This is a genomic window from Stenotrophomonas humi (genome assembly GCF_001431415.1).
Taxonomy (GTDB): Bacteria; Pseudomonadota; Gammaproteobacteria; order Xanthomonadales; family Xanthomonadaceae; genus Stenotrophomonas; species Stenotrophomonas humi.
On the sequence record NZ_LDJI01000020.1, the window covers coordinates 66734 to 90381 of the forward strand.

At 65.9% G+C, this 23648-nt stretch carries 21 protein-coding genes; 15 read left to right on the plus strand and 6 right to left on the minus strand.

Annotation, left to right across the window (positions count from 1 at the left end):
• The first annotated feature begins 105 nt into the window (after positions 1-105).
• Genes ABB26_RS10760 through ABB26_RS10775 form a run of 4 tightly spaced genes read left to right on the plus strand, consistent with a single transcriptional unit; the run spans position 106 to position 4693 of the window.
• The gene (locus ABB26_RS10760) at positions 106-897 is read left to right on the plus strand and encodes a lysophospholipid acyltransferase family protein (protein ID WP_057634134.1); all 792 of its coding nucleotides are present in this window, start codon (positions 106-108) and stop codon (positions 895-897) included.
• A gap of 56 nt (positions 898-953) precedes the next feature.
• Positions 954-1943, plus strand: coding sequence for a YheT family hydrolase (locus tag ABB26_RS10765; RefSeq protein WP_211261962.1), 990 nt, complete (start codon positions 954-956; stop codon positions 1941-1943).
• Positions 1944-2000: 57 nt separating this feature from the next.
• A complete protein-coding gene (locus ABB26_RS10770; RefSeq protein WP_057634139.1) occupies positions 2001-4070 on the plus strand; it encodes a tetratricopeptide repeat protein in 2070 nt (689 codons plus the stop codon).
• 14 nt (positions 4071-4084) lie between these two features.
• Positions 4085-4693 (plus strand): YbhB/YbcL family Raf kinase inhibitor-like protein, encoded by a 609-nt coding sequence (locus ABB26_RS10775; protein WP_057633962.1) that lies wholly within the window; start codon positions 4085-4087, stop codon positions 4691-4693.
• A gap of 142 nt (positions 4694-4835) precedes the next feature.
• On the opposite strand, the gene ABB26_RS10780 is transcribed toward ABB26_RS10775, so the two are convergent.
• Both ABB26_RS10780 and ABB26_RS10785 read right to left on the minus strand, forming a co-directional pair.
• Positions 4836-5657 carry an META and DUF4377 domain-containing protein gene (locus tag ABB26_RS10780; protein WP_057633964.1) on the minus strand — a complete coding sequence of 274 codons (822 nt, stop codon included), beginning with the start codon at positions 5655-5657 and terminating at the stop codon, positions 4836-4838.
• A gap of 83 nt (positions 5658-5740) precedes the next feature.
• Positions 5741-6535 carry an undecaprenyl-diphosphate phosphatase gene (locus ABB26_RS10785; RefSeq protein ID WP_057633965.1) on the minus strand — a complete coding sequence of 265 codons (795 nt, stop codon included), beginning with the start codon at positions 6533-6535 and terminating at the stop codon, positions 5741-5743.
• A 215-nt stretch (positions 6536-6750) separates the two neighbouring features.
• Here ABB26_RS10785 and glnA point away from each other — a divergent pair, with 215 nt between their 5' ends.
• From glnA to ABB26_RS10835, 10 genes are all read left to right on the plus strand, one after another.
• Entirely contained in the window at positions 6751-8160 is a 1410-nt protein-coding gene (gene glnA / locus ABB26_RS10790) for a type I glutamate--ammonia ligase (protein WP_057633967.1), read from the plus strand.
• 302 nt (positions 8161-8462) lie between these two features.
• A complete protein-coding gene (locus tag ABB26_RS10795; protein WP_057634141.1) occupies positions 8463-8801 on the plus strand; it encodes a P-II family nitrogen regulator in 339 nt (112 codons plus the stop codon).
• 163 nt (positions 8802-8964) lie between these two features.
• Complete coding sequence (locus tag ABB26_RS10800; protein ID WP_057633969.1) at positions 8965-10374, plus strand: ammonium transporter; 1410 nt, start codon at positions 8965-8967, stop codon at positions 10372-10374.
• Positions 10375-10579: 205 nt separating this feature from the next.
• On the plus strand, positions 10580-11326 hold the full coding sequence (locus ABB26_RS10805; protein WP_057633971.1) for an N-acetylmuramoyl-L-alanine amidase: 747 nt from the start codon (positions 10580-10582) through the stop codon (positions 11324-11326).
• Positions 11327-11354: 28 nt separating this feature from the next.
• Positions 11355-12413, plus strand: coding sequence for a two-component system sensor histidine kinase NtrB (locus ABB26_RS10810; protein WP_057633972.1), 1059 nt, complete (start codon positions 11355-11357; stop codon positions 12411-12413).
• Positions 12406-13845, plus strand: coding sequence for a nitrogen regulation protein NR(I) (gene ntrC / locus ABB26_RS10815; protein ID WP_057633974.1), 1440 nt, complete (start codon positions 12406-12408; stop codon positions 13843-13845). The genes ABB26_RS10810 and ntrC overlap by 8 nt, the downstream gene beginning before the upstream one ends.
• A 35-nt stretch (positions 13846-13880) precedes the next feature.
• Positions 13881-14462, plus strand: a complete 582-nt coding sequence (locus tag ABB26_RS10820) for an ECF-type sigma factor (protein ID WP_245626195.1) — start codon at positions 13881-13883, stop codon at positions 14460-14462.
• Entirely contained in the window at positions 14456-16936 is a 2481-nt protein-coding gene (locus ABB26_RS10825) for a serine/threonine-protein kinase (protein WP_057633978.1), read from the plus strand. Before ABB26_RS10820 ends, ABB26_RS10825 begins: the two co-directional genes overlap by 7 nt.
• 121 nt (positions 16937-17057) lie before the next feature.
• Positions 17058-17627 (plus strand): superoxide dismutase family protein, encoded by a 570-nt coding sequence (locus tag ABB26_RS10830; protein WP_057633981.1) that lies wholly within the window; start codon positions 17058-17060, stop codon positions 17625-17627.
• 43 nt (positions 17628-17670) lie between these two features.
• Positions 17671-18300, plus strand: coding sequence for a superoxide dismutase family protein (locus ABB26_RS10835; protein WP_057633982.1), 630 nt, complete (start codon positions 17671-17673; stop codon positions 18298-18300).
• A gap of 167 nt (positions 18301-18467) precedes the next feature.
• On the opposite strand, the gene ABB26_RS10840 is transcribed toward ABB26_RS10835, so the two are convergent.
• Positions 18468-19355, minus strand: coding sequence for a hypothetical protein (locus ABB26_RS10840; RefSeq protein WP_057633984.1), 888 nt, complete (start codon positions 19353-19355; stop codon positions 18468-18470).
• Between the two features lie 88 nt (positions 19356-19443).
• On the opposite strand from ABB26_RS10840, the gene ABB26_RS10845 reads away from it, so the two are divergent.
• Positions 19444-20739 carry an acetyl-CoA C-acetyltransferase gene (locus ABB26_RS10845; RefSeq protein WP_152982641.1) on the plus strand — a complete coding sequence of 432 codons (1296 nt, stop codon included), beginning with the start codon at positions 19444-19446 and terminating at the stop codon, positions 20737-20739.
• 156 nt (positions 20740-20895) lie between these two features.
• On the opposite strand, the gene ABB26_RS10850 is transcribed toward ABB26_RS10845, so the two are convergent.
• From ABB26_RS10850 to ABB26_RS10860, 3 genes are read right to left on the minus strand one after another with little or no spacing between them, the layout of a single operon-like run.
• A complete protein-coding gene (locus ABB26_RS10850) occupies positions 20896-21333 on the minus strand; it encodes a hypothetical protein (RefSeq protein ID WP_057633987.1) in 438 nt (145 codons plus the stop codon).
• Between the two features lie 39 nt (positions 21334-21372).
• Entirely contained in the window at positions 21373-22635 is a 1263-nt protein-coding gene (locus tag ABB26_RS10855; RefSeq protein WP_057633988.1) for a heme biosynthesis protein HemY, read from the minus strand.
• On the minus strand, positions 22632-23612 hold the full coding sequence (locus ABB26_RS10860) for a uroporphyrinogen-III C-methyltransferase (RefSeq protein ID WP_057633989.1): 981 nt from the start codon (positions 23610-23612) through the stop codon (positions 22632-22634). Before ABB26_RS10860 ends, ABB26_RS10855 begins: the two co-directional genes overlap by 4 nt.
• Positions 23613-23648 lie beyond the last annotated feature (36 nt).

Genomic DNA, 23648 nt, shown 5'->3' on the forward strand with positions numbered 1-23648 from the left:
ATCCCCTGGCGTGCGCTGGCGTACGTTTCGGGGCTTGGGGTGCAGGTGCCGGCGCCGCTGTTCCCGCGCTGGCGGAAGCCTGACCGCATCCGGTATCGTGCGCGGATGAAATCCCCCCATCCCGCCCGCCAAGGCGGTGTGCGTCGCGTGTTCCGTTACCTGTACCGCGTCCCGCTGTTGCTGGTGCACATCGTCCTGTTCCTGCCGCTGATCCTGCTGCTGATGCTGCCGCCGTTCGGGCACATGGGTGGGCCTGACAATCCCCTGGAGCACCGGGTGGTGCGCTGGTGGTCGAGTTGTTTGATGTGGATTTTCGGTTTCCGCCTGCACCGCTACGGTCAGCCCCTGCAGGGGCCGGTGCTGTTTGTGGCCAACCACGTGGGCTGGGTGGACATCAGCATGGTCCACAGCCAGCAGATGGTCGGCTTCGTGGCCAAGCGTGAAATCGCCGATTGGCCGGTGGTGGGCTGGGTCGCCAGCCGTGGCCACACCATCTACCACCAGCGCGGGAACACCGAGTCGCTGGGCGGAGTGATGGATGAGATGGTCAAGCGCCTGCAGGAACAGCGCCCGGTGGCGGTGTTCCCGGAAGGCCGCACCCGGGGCGGGCATGAAGTCGGGCCGTTCCATGCGCGGATCTTCCAGGCCGCGGTCGTGGCCAACGTGCCGGTACAGCCCATCGCGCTGCGCTACGGTGAGCGCGGCAATGCGCAGACCCTGGTCGCGTTCGCGCCGGGCGAGAGCTTCTTCGGCAACTTCCTGCGCCTGCTGGGCGAAGCGCCGCGGCGGGCGGAAGTGCATTTCCTGGAGCCCATCAGTGGCTCGGACCTGGAAGGCCGCCGTCGTATCGCGGAGACCGCGCGTGCGCGTATCGTGGCGGTGATGGAAGGGCCCTAGAGGATGGCGGTGGTCAACGTCGCATCCAACCACGCAGGCGCAGCATGCATGCCATGTTGAACGCCGCCGATTACCAGCCGCCGCGGTGGCTGCGCAATCCACACCTGCAGTCGATGCTGGCCTCCAGCCGGGTGCGGCTGCGTCGCGGCCAGCAGTTGCTGGCCGGCACCGGCGCGACCACCACCGAGTTGATGCTGGACGGCGGCGACGGCGTGCGCCTGCAGGCCTGGCACAGCCGGTTGCCGGGCGTGGTCCCGGTCGGCATGGCGTTGCTGCTGCATGGTTGGGAGGGCAGTGCCGAATCCAGCTACATGCGCATGACCGCCGCGCACATGCTGCAGAACGGCTTCGAAGTGGTGCGGTTGAACTTCCGCGACCACGGCAATACGCATCACCTCAATCCCGGCATTTTCCATTCCTGCCGGATTGAAGAGGTGGTCAACGCTGCCGGTGATATCGCCGCACGTTTCCCGATGCTGCCGTTGGTGGCCGCCGGTTACTCGCTGGGCGGCAACTTCGTGTTGCGCCTGGCCCTGCACGCACCGGCAGCTGGAGTGCCGTTGCGGCATGTGGCCTCGGTCTGCCCGGTGCTGGACCCGGCGGTGACGATGGACAGCATCGAGCGCGGGCCGGTGATGTACGACTGGTATTTCCGTCGCAAGTGGACCGGCTCGCTGCGGCGCAAGCGCACGCTGTTCCCCGAACTGGCCGATTGCGACGACACCGTGCTCAAGCTGGACATCCGCGCGCTGACCGGCTGGCTGGTGGATCGGCATACCGATTTCGCCTCGCTGCAGGATTACTTCGACGGCTACTCCATCGCCGGTCAGAAACTGGCCAGGCTGCAGGTGCCGGCCGACATCCTGATGGCGCAGGACGACCCGGTGATTCCATTTGCCACCTTCGACCAATGGCAGTTGCCGACGCATGCGCATCTGCAGATCGCGCGCTGGGGCGGGCACTGCGGTTTCATCGAAAATCTGCGCGGCGACGGCTTTTCCGAACGCTGGGTGGCGCAGCAGCTGGTGGCGGCGATCCAACGCTGAACCGTGATGCGGCGCATCGCCGCTACAATGCGTTTTTTGCGCTCACGCTGGACCGCCATGCAAGACAAGATCATTGAAGCCCTGCGCCGCAACGCCGCCGATGAGGGTGTGACCCTGGCCCGTGAGTGGGTGGCTGCCGAACCGCAACAGGCGCAGGCCCACCGCTGGCTGGCGCTGGCCCTGCAGCAGCAAGGCCAGCTGGCCGATGCCCAGGCCAGCCTGGAGCAGGCCCTGGCGCTTGCCCCGGATGATGCCGCGCTGCACCTGCAGCAGGCCGGCCTGCTGCTGGCGCTGCGCCAGATCGCCGCCGCCGGCGAGGCGCTGGAACGCAGCACCACGCTCAACCCGAATGAATTCTCCGCCTACCTGATGCAGGCGCATCTGGCGCTGGCACGCGATGACGCCGATGAAGCCGATCGCCTGGGCCGCATGGCCGCACGCGTGGAACCGGACAACCCCGAGTTGGCCGGCATCCAGGGCATGGTTGCGCTGCGCCGTGGCGACGTCGACCGCGCGCTGAGCGTGTTGTCGGCGGCCAGCCAGCAGCTGCCCAATGACCCGCGGCTGCTGCATGCGCTGGGCTTTGCCTACCTGGGCAAGGACATGCTGGCCTTTGCTGAACAGGCTTTCCGCCGTGTGCTCGAACTGAGCCCCGGCACCCAGGCCCTGCGCGGGCTGCTGGTGCAGCTGGCGCTGCGACAGGGCCATGTCGACCGCGCTGCCGAAGTGATGCGCGACGTGCTGGCCAATGAAGGTGGCGACAGCCCCGGCATGCGCCGTCTGGCCGGTGAACTGGAACTGGCCTCGGGCCAACCGCTGCAGGCGCTGGAACACCTGCGACCGCTGCTGAGCCAGCTGCCGGGCGACCGCGCCACGCTGCAGATGCTGCTGGTGGCCTGGCAGCGCCTGGGCCGTGACGACGAAGCACGCACCGATCTGGAAGCGGCGCTGCAGGACAACCCGCAGCTGCATGACCTGTGGCTGGCACGTCTGGCGGTGGCGCCGGTGGGCAGCGACGAAGCGGTGGACGTGGTCGACCGCTGGCTGGCCGCGATGCCCGAACACCTGCCGGCGCTGGAAGCACGCATGAGCCTGCACGACATGAAGGAGCAGGCCGAGGATGCCGAGGCGACCGCACGCCGGATCGTCGCACTGGAACCCGGTCGCGCCAGTGGCGAACAACGTATCGTCGAAGCCCTGTTGGTGCGTGAGCCTGCCGCTGCCGTGGCGCACGTCCAGGCGCTGCTGGACAGCAGCCCGGAAGATGCCCATCCGGCGCTGCGCACCTGGCTGGGCAGCGTGCAGGACCGTGCCGGTGATCCCGCCGCGGCACTGGCCACCTGGCTGAGCCTGCACGAAGCACTGGCGCCGACGCGTCTGCCATTGCCGCCGCAGGCCAAGGCCCCCGGCGAGTGGCCGGCACTGGGCACCGTGGCCGAGGACAACGCAACCCGCCCGATGTTTGTCTGGGGCGCCCCGGGTTCGGGCGTGGAGCGCGTGGTGGCGGTGATGGCGGCCGGCAGCCGGGTGCTGCGCGGTGACCGTTTCGGTCCGACCCCGCCCAACGATGGCTTCCAGAACTTCTTCACCCTGCAACGTCTGGCAACCGACGCGCTGACCCCCGAGCAGCTCGTGCAGCAATGGCGCGAACAGCTGCCGTCGCGTGGCATCGAAGACGGCAACGTCATCGACTGGCTGCTGTGGTGGGACAACGCGCTGCTGTGGGCACTGCGTCCGCAGTTGCCGGAAGGCCGCCTGATCATCGCCATCCGTGACCCGCGCGACATGCTGGTCGAATGGTTGGCACTGGGCGCACCCGCGCCGCTGGCATTGACCTCGTCCAGTGAAGCGGCGCAGTGGCTGGCCCGTTCACTGGAGCAGGTGGCCGAGCTGCATGAGCAGGATCTGTACGCCCACCTGCTGCTGCGCACCGATGACGCGGTCAATGACCCGGCCGCCATGGGCGCGCTGCTGGAACAGGCCTTTGGCCTGCGCTTCCCGCAGGTGCGCAGCCTGGGCCCGGGCACCATCGAGGCTGGCCATTGGCGCAAGTACGCCACGGTGCTGGCGGCTGAGTTCTCGCGCCTGACCCCGGTTGCGGTGCGTCTGGGCTACCCCGAAGTCTGATCCAAGGAGCGACGATGAAACTGGACAGCCAAAGCTTCCACAACATGCAGCCGATCCCGGCCGAGTTCGCTGCCGGCGATGCCAATGGCTTTGCCGGCAACCGCAACCCGCAGCTGGCCTGGAGCGATGTACCCGAAGGCACCCGTTCGTTCGCGCTGCTGTGCGTGGACCCGGACGTGCCGACCGTGCCGGAGCTGGTCGGCCGTGCCGACGTCAGCATCCCGCTGGATCAGGTGCGTGGTGATTTCGTGCACTGGGTGATGGTCGACATCCCGGCCGCCGTGCGTGACATCGCGGCCGGCAGCTGCAGCGAGGGCTTCACCGTGAAGGGCAAGCTGCAGCCTGCCGGGCCGGCCGGTGCACGTCAGGGCATCAACGACTACACCGGTTGGTTTGCCGGCAACGCGGAGATGGCCGGCACCTACTACGGCTACGACGGCCCGTACCCGCCGTTCAACGACGAACGACTGCATCGCTATTTCTTCCGTGTGTTCGCACTCGATGTGGAAAAGCTGCCGGTGGAAGGTGCCTTCACCGCCGCTGATGTTTACCGCGCCATGCAGGGCCATGTGTTGGCTGAAGCGGCCATCCACGGCACCTATACGCTCAATCCGGCGCTCTGATGAGGTGCCGAGCGAGCACGCTCGGCATCGGCATCGGCATTCCCGCTGCAGATCCAGCGTAGTGTGGCTCCGCTCTACAAAAGCAGAAGAACGAAAAAGGGCGCCTTGCGGCGCCCTTTCCGTGTCACTTCGCGGTGGTGAATTACTTCACCAGTTCCGAGGCGACCACCATGTCCAGCACGTAGGCCTGCGACGGCGCATCGGCCGGCGGGTTCTTGATCTGGAAACGCTTCAGGCGCAGCACGTTGCGCACGCCCGGCTCGTGGTTGTAACCCTCGATGTTGCCGTAGAAGTTCTCGTACGCGCCGCGCTTGCCCTGTTCCAGGCCTTTGTCGTCGTACTTCACTTCACGCACCTGAAGGCAGGTGGCGTCCTTCATCAGCGGGTGCGGGCACGGCTTGGTCTGTGCGTCCACTTCCATGAAGACCTGCTCGCCGGGGCCGCCGTAGCGGGTTTCAGCGGTCGGCTCGGCGCGGAAGGTCAGCACGTCGCCGCTGGCGGTGGCCAGGGTCAGCGTAGAAGCATCCAGCGTGCGCACCGTCAGCTTGCCTTCCAGGCGCTGGCTGACCAGACGATCGAGTTCCATCACGCCCGGCTCGGCGCAGGCCATGCTGGTGGACATCAATGCGCCTACGGTGAGTGCGTCACCGTCCAGCGTGTAGCCACCACCGATGCGGTTGCAGGTGTTGCTGGCGCCAACGCGGCCGTCCTTGAAATCAAGCGTCACCGGCTTGTCCGCACGCACGAACAGGCCATCGATGCGCTTGCCGCTGGCGTCCACGGCGTTGTCCAGCAGCCAGTGGTTGGCGCCCAGCTGGGCGGCGTCGATGCTGGCAGCAGGTACAGCCGGCGTCGCTGCCGCAGTACTGGCAGGCGCGTTGGTTTCTGGCTTGGTGCTGTTCGACGGGTTGCTGCAGGCGACCATCATGGCGACAGGCAGGGACAGAAGAAGGATGCGCTTCATGTACAACTCCTTTGGAGCGTGGGTAGGTTCGGGACGATAAACGGCCACGGATGAATACCGGGGTTGCGTTTGTCGCGCCGCATTCAGTTTCCAGCAGGCAAAAACAGCAGCAAGCCGATGCCCAGTGCGATGCGGTATAGCGCAAAGCCCGTGAAGGGGCGGCGTTTGATGTAACCCAGCAACCACTTCACCACCACAAAGCCGGTGACCACGGCGGCGGCGAACGCCACGCCAACGTCGGTCCAATTTTCGCTGCCCAGTTTCCCGTCCTTGGCCAGTTCCAGGAATGCATAGCCGCTGGCGGCGAACATGGTGGGAATGCCGACCAGGAACACGAATTCCGCGGCCGCCGAGCGACGTGTCAGGCCCAGCAGCATCGCCAGGAAAATGGCCGCCGCCGAGCGCGAGGTGCCCGGGAACACGCCGGCAATCACCTGGGCCAGGCCCACGGCGATGGCGACCTTCCAGGTGACGGTGTCGCGGTCGGGCATGCGCGAGGCGAAATGTTCGGCCACCAGCATCCACGCACCGCCAATGACCAGCGCCCAGGCCACCGGGGTTACGGTTTCCGGCAACTCCCAGCCCGCCAGACGCACCGGCAGGCCGACCAGGGCGGTGACCAGAAAGGCCACGCCGAGCTTCATGACGTAGTCGCGGTTCTCGCGTTCACCCAGCCCGGTGGCCAGTGACCACAGCCGCTGCCGCAGTGCCAGGGTCACGGCGAAGATGGCGCCGGCCTGGATGACGATGTTGAAGAAATCCGAGCGGGTACCGAGCCAGTGCTGGGCGATCAGCAGGTGGCCGGTGCTGGAAATGGGGAGGAATTCGGTGAGGCCTTCGAGGATGCCCAGCAACAGGGCGGAGAGCAGGTCGGACATGGAAAAAGAATGGGAGGAAAGGCCGCCACAGCATAGTCCATCCAGTGTTTGCACTATTTTGGTGCTTTATTGAAAGAATGCACCTTTATAGTGCGAAAGCTGGCTGTCGGTGCAACTGCATGTCAAATAAAAACAACAACTTACAAAAATTTCATAGTTGGCACGCAAGTTGCTGAAGTACAGGCACATCATCAATCCACCCGAGGTTCCACCCGATGTCCCTGGAAAACGTTGAGAAGCTGATCAAGGACAACCAGATCGAGTTCATCGACCTGCGTTTCGTCGACATGCGTGGTATCGAGCAGCACCTGACCTTCCCGGCATCGATCGTCGAGCCGGCGTTGTTCGAGGAAGGCAAGATGTTCGACGGCAGCTCGATCGCCGGTTGGAAGGGCATTGCCGAGTCGGACATGGTGCTGCTGCCGGACGCTGACAGCGCCTATGTGGACCCGTTCTACGCCGACCCGACCCTGGTGCTGATCTGCGACGTGCTCGACCCGGCCACCATGCAGGGCTACGGCCGCTGCCCGCGCGGCATCGCCAAGCGCGCCGAGTCGTACCTGAAGTCCTCGGGCATCGCCGACCTGGCGTTCTTTGGCCCGGAGCCGGAATTCTTCATCTTCGATTCGATCCAGTTCGCCAACGACATGGGCCACACCTTCTTCAAGATCAACTCGGAAGAAGGTGCCTGGAACACCGGCAAGAGCTATGACGGCACCAACACCGGTTACCGTCCGACCGTGAAGGGTGGCTACTTCCCGGTGCCGCCGACCGACTCGCTGCACGACATCCGTGCCGAGATGTGCAAGGTGCTGGAAAAGGTGGGCATCGAAGTCGAAGTGCACCACCACGAAGTGGCCAATGCCGGCCAGTGCGAGATCGGCGCCAAGTTCAACACGCTGGTGACCAAGGCTGACGAACTGCAGCGCATGAAGCACGTCATCAAGAACGTCGCTCACCGCAACGGCAAGACCGCCACCTTCATGCCCAAGCCGCTGGTCGGCGACAACGGCAGCGGCATGCACGTGCATCAGTCGCTGGCCAAGGGCGGCGCCAACCTGTTCTCCGGTGACGGTTACGGCGGCCTGAGCCAGATGGCGCTGTGGTACATCGGCGGCATCTTCAAGCACGCCCGTGCCATCAATGCCTTCACCAACTCGGGCACCAACAGCTACAAGCGCCTGGTGCCGGGCTTTGAAGCCCCGGTGATGCTGGCTTACTCGGCCCGCAACCGTTCGGCTTCGTGCCGCATTCCGTGGGTGTCCAACCCGAAGGCGCGCCGCATCGAAATGCGCTTCCCGGATCCGATCCAGTCCGGCTACCTGACCTTCACCGCGCTGATGATGGCCGGCCTGGACGGCATCAAGAACCAGATCGACCCGGGCGCACCGAGCGACAAGGACCTGTACGACCTGCCGCCGGAAGAAGAGAAGCTGATCCCGCAGGTCTGCTCCTCGCTGGACCAGGCGCTGGAAGCACTGGACAAGGACCGCGAGTTCCTCAAGGCCGGTGGCGTGATGAGCGACGACTTCATCGATGCGTACATCACCTTGAAGATGAAGGAAGTGACCCAGTTCCGTGCGGCCACGCACCCGCTGGAATATCAGCTGTACTACGCAAGCTGAGTTCAGGTGGCGATGACGAAGGGCTCCCCTCCCACCTTCGTCATCGCCGCCGCTTTCATGACTGGGGAGCCATGGCAGCGGTCTGAAGCAACAGGCAAGGCAACACCAGGGGCAAGAGAAGCCGCACGCGCGTCATGGGCCGTTCCTCCCTCCCGCGTCACTGCTGCCGCCCTCAGACGGGGTGGCAACAGCGAGGCTCATGACACGTCCGGCGCAACAGCCAGCGGCCGCCCTGCGGCCGGTGGAAGACATGATTCCGGCCCGCAGGCTTGGGCCGGCCTCCTCCACTTCGGGACATGCGCATGAAACTGATCTCCGCCATCATCCGGCCGTTCAAGCTGGACGAAGTACGTGAAGCACTGGGCGCCGTTGGCGTTTCGGGCATCACCGTGACTGAAGTAAAAGGTTTCGGGCGCCAGAAGGGACACACCGAGCTGTATCGCGGCGCCGAGTATGTCGTCGATTTCCTGCCCAAGATCCGCATCGAAACCGCCGTCACAGACGACAGCGTGGACGCGGTGATCGAAACGCTGCAGGCCGCTGCGGGCACCGGAAAAATCGGCGACGGCAAGATCTTCGTCACCCCACTTGAGCAGGTGGTGCGCATCCGCACCGGTGAAACAGGCGCTGACGCGCTCTAAGCATCCGCACACGTTCCTGCTGCGTTCGACAGTTGGTCCGCGCGCGGTGCAGGGAATGCCCGCGTATCACGCATACGCTGCTTCCCGGCTCACCAACGGCATGACTGGCTTCGCACGCGACAGCGCGTGATCGGGTCCTAACCCCCAACAGTCGGAGTCGAAAATGCGAACGGAATTTTTCACCGGGCTGAAAGCCCGGTTCGGTGGCCTGTGCCTGTCATTCATGCTCGCGGTGGTCGCAGCGGGTGTCTTCCCGTCGGTTGCCACGGGACAAGAGGCTGCGCAGATGCAGCCGGTCGCCACGGAAAGCGTCGCGGCAGCTGCCGCTGCACCGGCGGCCGAAGCGGCGCCTGCCTTTGATCGCGGTGATGTGGCGTGGATGCTTACCGCCACGCTGCTGGTATTGATGATGGTGGTGCCGGGACTGGCCCTGTTCTACGGTGGTCTGGTGCGTGCCAAGAACGTGCTGTCGGTGCTGAGTCAGGTGTTGGTGGTGTTCTCGCTGGTACTGATGCTGTGGGTGGCCTATGGCTACAGCGCGGTGTTCAGTGCGGGCAATCAGTTCTTTGGTTCGTTCACGCAGTTCGCGTTCCTCAAGGGCTTCACGCCCGACTCGGTTGGCAACACGCCCATCGCGGGCCTGCCCGATTTCCTGTTCGTGGCGTTCCAGTCCACCTTCGCCGGCATCACCACCGCATTGATCGTTGGCGCCTTCGCCGAACGCATCAAGTTCCGCGCGGTACTACTGTTCTCCGCACTGTGGTTCACCCTGAGCTACATCCCGATGGCGCACATCGTCTGGGGCGGGGGTTACCTCGGTGAAATGGGGGCGATCGATTTCGCTGGCGGCACCGTGGTGCACATCAACGCCGGGGTTGCCGGCCTGGTTGCGGCCTGGTTTGTCGGCAAGCGCCTGGGCTACGGCCAGACTGCGCTGAAGCCGCACAACCTGCCACTGACCTGGATCGGTGCGATGCTGCTGTGGGTGGGCTGGTTCGGCTTCAATGCCGGCTCAGCGGCGGCGGCAGACACGGTGGCCTCGCTGGCCTTCATCAACACTGTGCTGGCCACCGCCGCGGCGGTGCTGGGCTGGACGCTGGTGGAAGCGATCAGCAAAGGCCATCCGTCGGCACTGGGTGCGGCATCGGGCGCGGTTGCCGGCCTGGTCGGCGTGACCCCGGCCTGCGGCACGGTCGGCCCGCTGGGTGCGATCGTCATTGGCTTCGTCACCGGCATTGTCTGCGTGTGGGGCGTCACTGGCCTCAAGCGCCTGCTCAAGGCCGACGACACCGCCGATGTGTTCGGCGTGCATGGGGTCGGCGGCATCGTCGGCGCGATCCTCACCGGCGTGTTCAGCGCGCAGTCGCTGGGTGGCACCAAGGTGGATCTGGATATCGGCCACCAGCTGTGGGTGCAGGTGATCAGTGTCGGTTTCACCGTGCTGTGGAGCGCGGTGGTCACCGCGGTGATCCTGCTGGTGGTGCGCGCGTTGGTCGGCCTGCGTGTCAGCGAGGAAGCCGAACGCACCGGCCTGGATGTCACCACGCATGGTGAGTCCGCCTACGAGGTTTGATTGCTTTGAGCCCCTCTCCCGTTTACGGGAGAGGGGTTGGGGTGAGGGCCGCTCGACACCGGAGAACCAACCGACATGAGCAAGTCCCCAGCGCGACAGATGCAGAAACCACGGCGCGGCACCCACGACCACAATCACATTCCCTTGCCGGAACGTCCTGTTCCCTGCCGTTGGTCACTTGCCATGCGACGCGCAGCAACGTGCAATGCCCCCCATGAACCACAAACTCCTGTTGCCGCTGGCGCTGGTCGCCGCACTCACCGCTTGTACCTCCGCACCGGTACGCAATCCGCTGGCGCAGTGGGTGCCGTCGCCGAACCACAATGCCCGCAGCCCGGTGATCATCGTGCTGCACCACACCGAGCAGGATTCGGTGCAGGAAAGCCTGGACACGCTGCGCAGCGCCAACAGCGGCGGCAAAGTCAGCTCGCACTATCTGGTTGGCCGCGATGGTGACCTCTACCAGCTGGTGGCCGACAGCGAACGCGCCTGGCACGCCGGCGGCGGCCGTTGGGGCAGCATCACCGATCTCAACTCGGCATCGCTTGGCATCGAGATCGACAACAACGGCCACAGCCCGTTCACCCAGCCGCAGATCGCCACGCTGCTGCGTCTGCTCGACGACCTTTGCGCCCGCTACAACATCCCGCGCAACCAGATCATCGGCCACGCCGACCTGGCACCCACGCGCAAGGCCGACCCCAGCCGCTTCTTCCCCTGGCAGCAGCTGGCCGAAGCCGGTTTCGGGATCTGGCCGGATGCTGCACATGGGCCGGCGCCGGAGGGCTTCGACCGCTGGATGGCGTTGCAGGCCCTGGGCTACCCGCTGGATGACCGCGCCGCCGCTGCGCGCGCTTTCCACCGCCGCTTCCGGGGCAGTGACACGCTCCCCGCCGAGCTGGACATCGAAGACGCCCGCATCCTGCATTCGCTGCTGTTGCAGAAGCAGTGAATCCGGGTCTTTGCACTATATTGGTGCAATGAGCGGAAACGACTTCAGCCCCTCCCCGGAACTGCTGGCCACGCCCCTGGTTTGGAGCGACACCGATGGCCGCATCCTCGGTGCCAACCCGGCATTCTGCCGCTGGCTGGGAGTGAGCGTGCGGCGCCTGCTGGGCCAGCCGCTGGCCTCGCTGGAGGTGCAGGGCGAGCTGCTGGCCGGGCAACTGGCAACGCCTTCCACCGACACCCGGCGCCTGCCACGGCTGGCCCTGGCCTTGCCTGGCGAAGCCCCGCGCTTCGCCGACGGCTGGCTGAGCGGCCACGAAGGCGGCGGCTGGCTGCTTGAAGCGCACCCGGTGGACGAGTTCCAGACGGCCGACCCGGCACAGGTCCTGCCTGGCGCCTTCAGTGCCGCACTCAAGGGCCTGGCCCACGAGCTGCGTAACCCGCTGGCCGGACTGAAAGGTGCCGCGCAGCTGTTGGCGCGCCGTGCGCATGGCCGCGACAGCGATGAAGGTGAGTTGATCGAACTGATCGGCTCGGAGATCGAGCGCCTCAACACCCTGCTTGAGCAACTGCTGTCACCGGCACCGCCACGACCGCATGCACCGCTGAACATCCATGCCGCGCTGGAGCGGGTGCTGCGTCTGGTCGAGAACGAGGCCGGCTGGTCGGTACGGCTGCTGCGCGACTACGACCCCAGCATTCCGGAGTTTCCCGGTGACAGCGACCGCCTGACCCAGGCGCTGCTCAATCTGGTGCGCAATGCCATCCAGGCCGGTGCCACCAGCATCACCCTGCGTACCCGGGTCGAGCACGGTCTGCGCATCGCCGAGCAGCCGCACCCGCTGGCGCTGCGCCTGGAAGTAGCCGACGACGGCCGCGGCGTGCCCGAAGAACTGGCCGAGCATCTGTTCCTGCCGCTGGTCAGTGGCCGCGCCGAAGGCACCGGGCTGGGCCTGGCACTGGCCCAGCAGGTTGCCCGCGAACACCGTGGCACGCTCAGCTACCGCTCGCGGCCGGGCCATACCGTGTTCACCGTGCTGTTGCCGCTGCCGTTGGCCGAGGAAGAAACCGCGGAGGTGAGCGATGCATGAGTCCACATCCCAGGCCGCCACGGTGTGGGTGGTCGATGACGACCGCTCGGTACGTTTCGTGCTGACCACGGCGCTGCGCGATGCCGGCTACACGGTGGAAGGCTTCGACAGCGCCGCCGCCGCCTTGAGCGCGATGGCCGAGCGACCGGCACCGGACCTGCTGTTCACCGACGTGCGCATGCCCGGTGACGACGGGCTGGTGCTGCTGGACAAGCTCAAGGCCGCGCACCCGCAACTGCCGGTGATCGTGATGTCGGCGTATACCGATGTAGCCAGCACCGCCGGCGCGTTCCGTGGCGGCGCGCATGAATTCCTGTCCAAGCCGTTCGATCTGGATGACGCGGTGGAACTGGCCCGCCGCGCGCTGCCCGAACCGCAGGTCGTGCCGGTGCCTGCCATCGCAGCGGCCAGTACCTCGGACGACGGCCCGCCGCAGCTGATCGGCGACACCCCGGCCATGCGCGCGTTGTTCCGTGCCATTGGCCGTCTTGCACAGGCGCCGCTGTCGGTATTGATCAATGGCGAAACCGGTACCGGCAAGGAACTGGTGGCCAGCGCATTGCATCGTGAATCACCGCGCGCCAAGGGGCCGTTCGTCGCGCTCAACACCGCAGCCATTCCTGCCGAACTGCTGGAGAGCGAACTGTTTGGTCACGAGGCGGGCGCCTTTACCGGTGCCACCAAGCGCCATATCGGCCGCTTTGAACAAGCCAATGGCGGCACCTTGTTCCTGGATGAAATCGGTGACATGCCGCTGCCCCTGCAGACCCGCCTGCTGCGTGTGCTGGCCGAAGGCGAGTTCTTCCGCGTCGGTGGGCGTGAGTTGATCCGGGTCGATGTGCGGGTGGTCGCGGCCACCCATCAGGACCTGGAAACACTGGTGGAGCAGGGCGGTTTCCGTGCCGATCTGCTGCATCGCCTGGACATGGTGCGCTTGTGGCTGCCGCCGCTGCGCGAACGCCTGGGCGACGTGCCGCAACTGGCCGAGACCTTCCTGGGCAACGCCGCACGGCGGCTGGACATGCCACCCAAGCGCCTGTCCGCCCCGGCGGTGCAGGCGCTGCGCGAGCATGCCTGGCCAGGCAACGTGCGCGAGCTTGAAAATGTGTGCTGGCGCTTGGCCGCACTGGCCGTGGCCGACACCATTTCCGCCGCCGACGTGCGCGCCGCCCTGGCACGTGGCGGACGCGGTCCGCGCCCGACCACGGCGGTGGTGCCGGACCAATGGGACCGCGCCCTCGCGGCATGGGCGCAGCAACGTCTGGCCGAAGGGGCGCATGGGTTGCATGCGCAGGCGCGCGAGCGTCTGGATGCAGTGCTGCTGGAAGCCGCGCTGGCCTTCACCGACGGACATCGTGCCGACGCTGCTGCGCGGTTGGGGCTGGGCCGCAATACCCTCACCCGCAAGCTCGGCCCGGGCCGTCGTCGCTGAGCTGTGACTGCCTGCCCGGTTGTCGAGGCAGCGGTATGTATACTCGGCCCCCCATGGGGACCACGACACCGCTGACGGACATCACCGGGCTGATTCGCCGTTGGCAATGCGGTGATCGCATCGCTGCCGAAGCGCTTGCCGCGCAGGTCTATGGCGAACTCCATGCACAGGCCGTCCGGCGCCTTGCACGCGGTAAGCACGGCGATCTGCGCCCTACCGAACTATTGAACGAAGCCTGGATACGGCTGTCAGCCAGTGCGCATCCGTTCCAGTCACGCGAGCATTTCCATGCCATTGCCGCGCTGAAGATGCGCGACCTGCTGGTGGATCTGGCGCGCATGCAGGGCAGCGACAAACGCAAGGGCGAAGAGCAGGCGCTGACGCTGTCGGTCGCGCTGCTGGATCCGGCACCGCAGCCGGAAGACCTGCATTCCATCGCTGAAGCGTTCGATCACTTGTCGCAGGTGGACCAGCGCAAGGCCCAGGCTTTCGCGTTGAATGAACTGGCCGGCTTCACCGTGGCCGAGACCGCCGAGCTGCTCGGTGTCTCCACCGCGACGTTGCAGCGCGACCTGCGCTTCACCCGTGCCTGGTTGTCGACGCGCTTGCCATGCTGAGCGCCGATGCCTGGAGCCGGTTGACCGAGCTGTTTGGGCGGGCCACCGATCTGCCTGATGCGGAACGGGTCCGCTTCGTCCATGCGCAGACTGGAGATGACCTCGAATTGCAGCAGGAACTGTTGGCGTTGATTGCTGCCGACGCGGACGCCACGCGACGTCTGCGCGAACCGCTGCAACGGGCTGCCGAAGCCCTGCTGCAGGTTGAGGAAGCCGAGGTGGTGGCGGGCACGCGGTTTGGCTCCTGGGCAATCGAACGGATGATCGGTTCCGGCGGCATGGGGCGGGTGTACCTGGCCCGTCGCGCCGACGGTGCCTATGAGCGCGAGGTCGCGCTCAAGCTGGTGCGCACGCCCGCGTTGAGCGAACGCCGCCATGCCCATTTCGAATACGAATGCCGCCTGCTGGCACAGATGCAGCATCCGGCCATCGCACAGATCCACGATGCCGGCATCGACCCGGAAGGGCGTGCCTATCTGGTCATGGAATACATCCAGGGCCAGCCGATCTCCGAGTGGTGCGACCAGCACGCACTGAGCATGCGCCAGCGCGTGGAACTGCTGATCAAGGTGGCCGAAGGCGTGCAGCACGCACACCAGAAAGGCGTCATCCACCGCGACCTGAAGCCGAGCAACGTGCTGGTGGGCAGCGTCGATGATGTGGCGATGCCGAAGATCATCGACTTCGGTATCGCCATGGAAACCGAAGGTACTGAGCTGAGCAGCGGTGGTGGTACACCGGGCTACATGAGCCCGGAGCAGTCACTGCCAGGCAACGATGTCGACGCGCGCAGCGACGTGTATTCGCTGGGCGCGATCCTGTACGAACTGGCCTGCGGTGCGCGGCCCGAGGCCACCACAACGTCGTCGCCGTCGCAGTACCTGCGTGGCCTGCCTGCGGATAGGCAGGTGCAGGTGGCCACGACACGCAGCAGTACTTCGACGCGATTGCTGCAGGAGCTTCATGACGGGCTGGATGCCATCGCAGTGAAAGCGCTGCAGCATGAACGCGGCGACCGCTACGCATCGGTGTCGTTGCTGCTGGAAGACCTGCGCCGTTGGTTGCGCCACTATCCGCCGCATGCAGCAGGGCGCGCACGGCTGCTGGCCGCGCGTAAGTTCGCGCGCCGCAACCGGCTGATGGTGGGCGCTGCGGCGATGGTTGCCGTGGTGCTGGTGGCGGGCCTGGCGGCCACGATCTGGTCATTGCGCGAGGCACGACAGGAAGCCGCACGCGCCAAGGTGTCCTCGAACTTCCTGGCTTCGGTGCTCGACAGCATGGATCCGGCGATGGCCGAGGATCTGGACAAGACCTTGATGCTGCGCGTGCTGGACGATGCTTCCCAGCGTGCACCGCGCGATCTGGCGGCCTACCCAGACATCCTCGCGGACATGGAGCTGATCATCGCGGTCAACCAGATGACGCTGGAGGAATACGACCGTGCCATCGAGCATCTGGAGTCGATACGCAGGCTCGCCGACGCGCATCCCGGAACACTGGAACTGCAGCGCCTGCGTGCACTACAGGTGCTGGGCGAAGCCTATGTCGTGACTGACAACCCTGCGAAGGCCGAGGCGGCACTTGATCAAGGCATTGCCAGGGCGCGCGGCGGTGATCCGGCGCACCAGTGGCTGATGTACGACATGCAGTCACGTCTGGCGTGGGTATGGTTCGGGCAGGGCAAAATGGTCGACGCCCTGCATCTGGCCAAGGAAGCACTGGATGGCTTCATCCGCACCGCGCCCGCCGATGACCAGCAACGCCTGGATGCGGCCAAGCGTTATGCCGACCTGCTGTCCAGCAGCGGTGACTACGCGCAGTCCATTGCGCTGCTGGATGAGGTCGTACAACGCCGTACCCGCATCAATGGTCCCGATCACCCGCTGACGCTGGTGGCGCGTCGGGACCGGGTGACCACGCGGTTGCGCATGCGCGACTTCGCTGGCGCCGAGCCGGAACTGCGGCAGTTGCTGGCCGCCTATGAGCGCATGTACGGCGCCGACAGCGGTTATCCGATCAATGTGCGCGGCATGTTGGGCAGCGCGCTGCGGGAGCAGGGAAAGGTGGCTGAAGCCGGGCCGCACTATCGTGCGGCCATGGAATGGAATGCCAAGCGCTATGGGCCTGAGTCACAGGCCACGGTGATCGCGCGCCACAACCATGCCAACTGGTTGCTGGCAGCAGGCCAGGCGACCGCATCCCGTGACGAACAACAGGCTCTGTTGGGCATTGCCGACCGTACGCTGGGTCGGGTCAACCCCATCACTGCCGAAATCCTGCGCGGGCTGGCTGAAGCCGAGCTGGCCACGGGTGACCGCGGCCGCGCACACCAGCACGCCATCGCTGCGGTGAAGGCCATGCGCCAGGTCTACGGTGACCAGCATGAAGGCGCGTTGCGTGATGTACGCGCCACGTTGCAGAAGGTTGAAGTGGCCGGCGCTGGCATGCTTCCCAGCGCTGCGCGCGTCGATTGAGTAAAGCGGGTGCTCGACCGCTTGCCGACAAACAGGCATCTTTACGCCGATACGTTCGCAGCAGCGCAATGCCGGCTCACGCCGTTACCGTCACCGGCATGCCTTACAAAGGAGTTTCCCCATGCGTCAGAACCTCATCCTGATGGCCGCCACCAGTACCTTGTTCCTGGCCGCCTGTGGTTCCGGTCCGACGGTCAAGCCCACCCCGCCTGTTCAGCAGGCCACGGTCAGCACCGCACGCATGGCCGAAGCCAACCTCGCGCCGGCCTCGGCGAGCCTGGTCAGCGGTCGTCTGGCGCTGGTACCGGAAGCCGGAGGCGTGCATATCACCGGCGTGATCGGCGGCCTGCCGCGCGGCCAGCAGGCCGCCTTCCATGTACATGAAAAGGGCGATTGCAGCGCGATGGACGCTACCAGCGCGGGAGGGCACTTCAACCCCACAGCGCAGTCGCACGGGCGCGCTTCGGCAGGGGCACATCATGCCGGCGACATGGACAACCTGCAGGTCAATTCCGACGGTGTCGTGCATGTGGATGTACATCTGCGCGGTGTCACACTCGGCGGCGGTGCAGCCAATGACATTGCCGGACGCGCGCTGGTGGTGCACGCTGGTGCCGACGACTACCGCAGTCAGCCAGCCGGCAATGCTGGCGCCCGTGTCGCCTGCGCGGTGATCCGCGTGGTGCGCTGAACGCCCTCATCGTTTTGATCCAGTCCCGCAACGGAGCAAGAACATGCGTCTGATCCACACCACACTTTTCCTCGCCAGCGCGCTGGCACTGAGCGCCTGCAAGCAGGGCGCCGAACCCGATGCTGCACCGGCTGACCCGGCCGCCGCCAATACGCCGGCAACCGTGCCGGCTGAAGCGCCAGTCAGCGATCCGGCCGCACCGCCGGCAATGGCCAAGCCAGTGGCCACCGCGCTGCTGCAACCGACCAAGGACAGCACGGTCGCCGGCACCATCACCTTCAGCGAAGTGGACGGCAAGTTGCGCGCCACCGGCGATATCAGCGGTCTGAAGCCGGACAGCGAACACGGCTTCCACATTCACGAAAAGGGCGATTGCAGCGCACCGGACGGCACCAGCGCCGGTGGCCACTTCAACCCGGGCAGCAGCGAGCACGGCAGCATTGACGCCACCGCGCACCACGGCGGCGACATGCCCAACATCAAGGCCGATGCACAGGGCAACGCCCACATCGACGGCCCGGTGGCCAGCAACGTCAACGTGGGCAAGGGCGATGCGTTCGATATCACCGGCCGTGGTCTGATCGTCCACGCCGACCCGGACGACTACAAAACCCAGCCCACCGGCAATGCCGGCGCACGGCTGGCGTGCGCGGTGATCAACAAGGCGCCGTAAATGGGTTTTCGCCGTCCCTTTCGCCGAAGGCGAAGGGGAGGGTTTGGGAAGTGTGCCGTTGGCGTAATACCTGCGTCGCCGAGATGCATCGGGAGCATTCCCGCCTCCGATGGAGCACAAAAAAAGGGCCGCAAAAGCGGCCCTTTTCAGTACCCGGAAAGCCGCAATCAATGCCCCAGCAGCACCTTCGCGTCCTGCCCGGCATGCACGTGCACATACAGCACGTCGACGCCGTGGGCTTCCAGCACCGCGGCCATCTGTCGCTGACGCATCAGGTACTGCTCGTAGACCCGCTGCAGCCGGTCGCAGTCGTTGTTGGCATGTGCGTAATGCGAGCACCAGCCGGCCGGGTCGAACAGCGCCATGCGCACTTCACCGCCAACATAACGCAGCAGCGGCTCGGGGGGTGCTTCCAGCCATTGCTCCTCGTCGGGCGCGAACATCGCCGTTTCCAGCAGCGGCCACAGTGCGGCCAGGCCCTGGTTGTCGTACTGCATGGCCATCATCGCGGCCAGGTCGTTCAGGGTGAAATAACGCGCATGTTCGATCTGCGCGCCAAAGGCGTTCTGCGCCAGCATCGCGGTATCCGGCTGTGCCATGCCGTTGGCCAGCAATACGTCCTCCAGCGCGTCGCGGGCCTCCTGCAACAGGCCGGTGTCACTGCCGGTCAGCACGAACGGCACCACCCGCAGGCCGCCGCCGGTCAAGCTCGCATCGGCCTGCAACGGCAGTGGCACGTCGCCATTCACGTCGGTGCCGAAGGCCAGCAGGCGCGGGCCCTGGTTGCGGCCCGGGGCGCGCATCTGCAGCTCTTCCAGGCGGCGATGAATCGGCCAGCCCGGGCGCAGTACTTCGGCCGGGTCGAAATGCGCGGCGGCCAGCACCAGGTCAAGCCCGCTGACCTGCGGCACCAGTTTGGCCAGATCGCGGCCGATCAGCGCGGCCAGTTCACCGGCCTGACCGGAAGGCAGCGCGGCCTTGTTCGGTTGCTGGCCACCAGCCAGTTCCAGAGCCATCAGGCCCAAAGCGTTCATGTCGGGGTTGGAATTGCTCATGGTTCGCGGTTGGCCCATCACGGCCTCGAAGCTACACTCAACGCCATTATGCCTGCTATCACCTGCAGGCCACATCGCACTCAACTTCATGTCAGGTACCCGCATGCCCAGCGCTCGTCCCGTCGCCATCCTCGGTGGTGTACGCATCCCGTTCTGCCGCCAGAACACCGCCTATTCGGATGTTGGCAATCTCGGCATGTCGGTACGTACGCTCGGCGCCCTGGTTGAACGGTTTGGTCTGCATGGCCAGCAGCTGGGTGAAGTCGCGATGGGCGCGGTGATCAAGCACCCCAGCGACTGGAACCTTGGCCGCGAAGCCGCGTTGTCCTCGGGCCTGTCGCCGCTGACCCCCGGCATCACCCTGCAACGTGCCTGTGGTACGTCGCTGGACAGCATCATCACCGTCGCCAACAAGATCGCACTGGGCCAGATTGAGTCGGGCATCGGCGGCGGTTCGGATACCACCTCCGACGTGCCAATCGTCTACGGCAAGAAGCTGCGCGCGCGCCTGCTGGCGGCCAACCGGGCCAAGAGCACCGGCGACAAGCTGCGCGCGTTGACCAAGGGTTTCAAGTTCTCAGAGCTCAAGCCCGAGTTCCCCGGCGTGGCCGAGCCGCGTACCGGCAAGAGCATGGGTGACCATTGCGAGGACATGGCCAAGGAATGGAACATTTCGCGTGATTCGCAGGATGAGTGGGCGGTGGCTTCGCACAAGAAGCTGGCCGCCGCTTACGAGCGCGGTTTCTTCAACGACCTGATCGCGCCGTTCCGCGGTGTGGAGCGCGACAACATCCTGCGTCCGGACACTTCGCTGGAAAAACTGGCGACGTTGAAGCCGGCTTTCGACAAGGTTTCCGGCCGTGGCACGCTCACCGCCGCCAACTCGACCCCATTGACCGATGGTGCCGCTGCGGTGCTGCTGGCCAGCGAGGAATGGGCGCGTGCGCATGGTCATGAGCCGCTGGCCTATCTGCGCGATTCGCAGGTGGCGGCGGTGGACTTCGTGCATGGCGAAGGCCTGCTGATGGCGCCGACCATCGCCGTGCCGGAGATGCTCAAACGCAACGGCCTGACCCTGCAGGATTTCGACATCTACGAAATCCACGAAGCCTTCGCCGCGCAGGTGCTGTGCACGCTGCGTGCGTGGGAAAGCGAAGACTATTGCCGCAACCGTCTTGGCCTGGACGTGCCGCTGGGCAGCATTGATCCGCAGAAGATCAATCCGCTGGGTTCGTCCTTGGGTACGGGCCATCCGTTCGCCGCTACCGGCGCCCGCATCATCGGCACCGTGGCCAAGGAACTGGCCGCCCGTGGTGGTGGCCGCGCGCTGGTATCGATCTGCACCGCCGGCGGCATGGGTGTGGTGGCCATCGTCGAGCGCTGATGGGTTTTCATGGGAGCGACTTCAGGCGTGAGGCTGACAACGTCGCGCGCCTGCGGAAGCAACTGCAATCACGGGATGCCCGGCCGATGAATCACCGGCATTTGGCAGGATGTGGCTTCGTGGCTTGCGCCGCTCCCGTGCGTAGGGACTTGCTGGTCAGTGTTCGTCCGCCGCATCGGCATGATCGAGCAGGAACTGGCTGATGATCGCGCGGAGCGGCAGGTCGTCGGTGCTGCGGGCGAAGGTGTCGGCCTGCAGCGCGTAGCTTCGCGCGCGCTCGAGCTCGTCGAGGTTTGAATGACGCTCGGCCACGGCGAGGCAGATCGATGCCGCGTAGTCGGCGGCGTTTGCGGCGCTGGCAAGTGGCAGGGCGCGCAGGTAGATGCCGATGGCATCGCGATCATCGTCGGTGAAGTCGGCCAGTGTTTCCCACAGGAATGGATGGTCGCGCCCTTCCGCAGCCACGGATTCGCAGTAGCGACTCAGCTCGCCGTACAGGGACTCCGCGCGTTCCACGTCACCGGATTGACCGGCGTCGATCATGGCGTTGGTCAGATCCACGACACGCTGGTGGATGTCGGCAGGTATTTTCATCGCGTGGGAAGTGTCATTCGGGAGCGGGATTTCACGGCCTCAGCCTTTCAGGCGCGGGAAGCCGTGCTCGTCGCGTTCTTCCGCCACGGCCTGGTCCTGGATCTGCTGGCGCAGATCGCGCCGGTTGAGCGGCAGCGGATCCTGGTTGCGGCGCTGGCGTACGGCGTTGAGCAGGCATTGCCGCGCCAATGCGTCCTCGCCATGCGCGGCGAAACCTTCGCCGAGCAGTTCCCAGGCTTCCGGACCGGCGCCCTGGGCAATGGCGCGGTGCAGGAACTCCTCGCTCTGTGCCCACTGGCCCTGGCCGTTCGCCAGCCGCGCCAGGGTCAGCAACAGCGCCGGGCTGTCGGGATGTGATTGCAGCCAGCGTTGTGCACTGGCCCGCCGTGAATCGAGCTTGTCCACCGGCAGTGCGCCGTACAGCGTGACCAGCGCTTCATCCCACTGGCTGTCCAGGGTCTGTTCGATGATCCGCAGTGCCACGTCGTTCCAGCTCAGACCCGCCGCGCGCTGTGCATAACGGGCCACCGCTTCGGGGCTGACACGCAGGGTTTTGGGCAGCACTTCCCAGCGAGCGGCCAGCACATTCACATCGGTGGCTTCGTCCAGCATCTGCAGCGCAAGACGCGTTTCCAGCGCCGCGATCGCGTTGGACGGCAGCGCCTGCTGTTGGCGTAGTGCGCCCAATTGGCCATAGGCCTCCTCAGCGCGCCCTGCACGGGCCAGCGCATCGGTGCGCAGCCACAGGCCGCGCGGCGGCAGTGGTTGGACACTGGGGACATCCAAGGCGGTGATCGCTTCCAGTGGCTTGTCCTGCTGCAACCAGCGCTCGGCACTGTGCAGCGCATGCAGCGCCGGGTCGGCCGTGCCCAACTGCTGCAGGTGCTGGCCGGCAGCGCTGCTGTCGTCGCGTGCTTCGGCGGCACGCATGGCCGCTACCAAGGCGATCGGGCGCGCCTGTTTCTCGGTGGCCGCGCTCTGCAGCAGCTTTTCCGCGCGCTGCCATTGACCAACATCCAGAGCCTGCAGGCCATCAATCAGTCGTGCACGGCCCTGCTTGCGGCGGTAACGCGCCCAGCTGCGGAACGGGGCGCTGACCAGCGTCCACACCAGCCACAGCAACAGCAGCGCGATCACCAGCGCCAACACCGCCTGCGGCAGCGTGGCGATGTAGTCGTGCCCGCCTGCGCGGACGATCACTTCGCCCAGCGAGCGCACCGATTCCTGCCCCAGCCATTGCGCGCCGAAGATGCCGACGGCGGCGACCAGCAGGATCACCAACATGGAACGGAAGGCTTTCATGGGATGTCCTTTGCGGCGCGCATGGCGCGCAATTGCTGCAGGGTGCTGCCAAGTTCAGGAATTGCAGGGCGAAGCGGCGTGTCACGCATGGCCCGCAACTGGTCGAGATGCTGCTTGCGTTGCGGTGATTCGGGCCACAGCCGCAGCAGCCAGCCACCGGTGCGGTCCAGTGCCTGCTGCCAACCTTGCTGGTCACCACGTTCAAGTGCGGCGCGGGCCAGGCTCAGTTCGATCTGCAGTGCGTCGTTGGCGGCCATGCGCTCGGAGCGCGCGACCAGCACACGGCTGTCGGAAGGATGGATCTGCACCAATGGTGAAAGCAGCTGTTGCCACCATGGCTGCGCGGCGTCGGCTGCATGTGCCACCTGTTCGGGCAGGGTGTCCAGTGACGCGGTCCAGGCGGACAGTTGCTCGGCGGTGCTGGCGCGGATGCCGGGGCCGAGGGCATCAATGGCGTTGCGCTCCTGGATCAGTGCCTGGCGCAGGTTGAGGTAGTCGGGATTGTCGGTGCTCTCCAGCACGTCGGCCGCCAGCGCGTACAGGCGTCGCGCACCGTCGATGTCATCGGCATAGACCAGCCGCTGTTGCGCCTGGCTGAGCAGCAGCTCGGTTTCCTCGCGGCGCACGGCCTGAGCGCCCTGGTGCGAACTGTCGGCGAGCTTGGCCACGCTGCCTTCCAGCAGCGCGCTGCGCTGGCCGAGGCCGAGCACTTCATCGCGCAACACCCGGTTGGTGGCAGCGGCATCCTGCAGGCTGCGGGCATTGTTGCGCTGGTCGCTGCGCAGGGCTTCCAGGCTGTCGCGCAACGCGCTCATTTCCTGGGTGGCGCTGCTGCGGGCAAGTGCGTTCTGCTGTTGCCAGGATTGCCAGGCGCGCCAGCCGAACCAGCCGGCCGCGCACAGCGCACCGAGCACGATCAGGGGCAGCACCCAGCGCAACGGGCTGCGGTGCGTTGGAGCGGGGGAGACGTCATTCATGGAAGCACAGCATCCTTGGCAGGACAGGCCCACAAC

Excerpts from the sequence above, each read along its gene's own strand:
- ABB26_RS10760 (WP_057634134.1), top strand. The coding sequence starts at position 106 with ATGAAATCCCCCCATCCCGCCCGCCAAGGCGGTGTGCGTCGCGTGTTC.
- ABB26_RS10770 (WP_057634139.1), top strand. The coding sequence starts at position 2,001 with ATGCAAGACAAGATCATTGAAGCCCTGCGCCGCAACGCCGCCGATGAG.
- ABB26_RS10775 (WP_057633962.1), top strand. The coding sequence starts at position 4,085 with ATGAAACTGGACAGCCAAAGCTTCCACAACATGCAGCCGATCCCGGCC.
- ABB26_RS10780 (WP_057633964.1), bottom strand. The coding sequence starts at position 5,657 with ATGAAGCGCATCCTTCTTCTGTCCCTGCCTGTCGCCATGATGGTCGCC.
- ABB26_RS10785 (WP_057633965.1), bottom strand. The coding sequence starts at position 6,535 with ATGTCCGACCTGCTCTCCGCCCTGTTGCTGGGCATCCTCGAAGGCCTC.
- glnA (WP_057633967.1), top strand. The coding sequence starts at position 6,751 with ATGTCCCTGGAAAACGTTGAGAAGCTGATCAAGGACAACCAGATCGAG.
- ABB26_RS10795 (WP_057634141.1), top strand. The coding sequence starts at position 8,463 with ATGAAACTGATCTCCGCCATCATCCGGCCGTTCAAGCTGGACGAAGTA.
- ABB26_RS10800 (WP_057633969.1), top strand. The coding sequence starts at position 8,965 with ATGCGAACGGAATTTTTCACCGGGCTGAAAGCCCGGTTCGGTGGCCTG.
- ABB26_RS10805 (WP_057633971.1), top strand. The coding sequence starts at position 10,580 with ATGCCCCCCATGAACCACAAACTCCTGTTGCCGCTGGCGCTGGTCGCC.
- ABB26_RS10810 (WP_057633972.1), top strand. The coding sequence starts at position 11,355 with ATGAGCGGAAACGACTTCAGCCCCTCCCCGGAACTGCTGGCCACGCCC.
- ntrC (WP_057633974.1), top strand. The coding sequence starts at position 12,406 with ATGCATGAGTCCACATCCCAGGCCGCCACGGTGTGGGTGGTCGATGAC.
- ABB26_RS10820 (WP_245626195.1), top strand. The coding sequence starts at position 13,881 with ATGTATACTCGGCCCCCCATGGGGACCACGACACCGCTGACGGACATC.
- ABB26_RS10825 (WP_057633978.1), top strand. The coding sequence starts at position 14,456 with ATGCTGAGCGCCGATGCCTGGAGCCGGTTGACCGAGCTGTTTGGGCGG.
- ABB26_RS10830 (WP_057633981.1), top strand. The coding sequence starts at position 17,058 with ATGCGTCAGAACCTCATCCTGATGGCCGCCACCAGTACCTTGTTCCTG.
- ABB26_RS10835 (WP_057633982.1), top strand. The coding sequence starts at position 17,671 with ATGCGTCTGATCCACACCACACTTTTCCTCGCCAGCGCGCTGGCACTG.
- ABB26_RS10840 (WP_057633984.1), bottom strand. The coding sequence starts at position 19,355 with ATGAGCAATTCCAACCCCGACATGAACGCTTTGGGCCTGATGGCTCTG.
- ABB26_RS10845 (WP_152982641.1), top strand. The coding sequence starts at position 19,444 with ATGTCAGGTACCCGCATGCCCAGCGCTCGTCCCGTCGCCATCCTCGGT.
- ABB26_RS10850 (WP_057633987.1), bottom strand. The coding sequence starts at position 21,333 with ATGAAAATACCTGCCGACATCCACCAGCGTGTCGTGGATCTGACCAAC.
- ABB26_RS10855 (WP_057633988.1), bottom strand. The coding sequence starts at position 22,635 with ATGAAAGCCTTCCGTTCCATGTTGGTGATCCTGCTGGTCGCCGCCGTC.
- ABB26_RS10860 (WP_057633989.1), bottom strand. The coding sequence starts at position 23,612 with ATGAATGACGTCTCCCCCGCTCCAACGCACCGCAGCCCGTTGCGCTGG.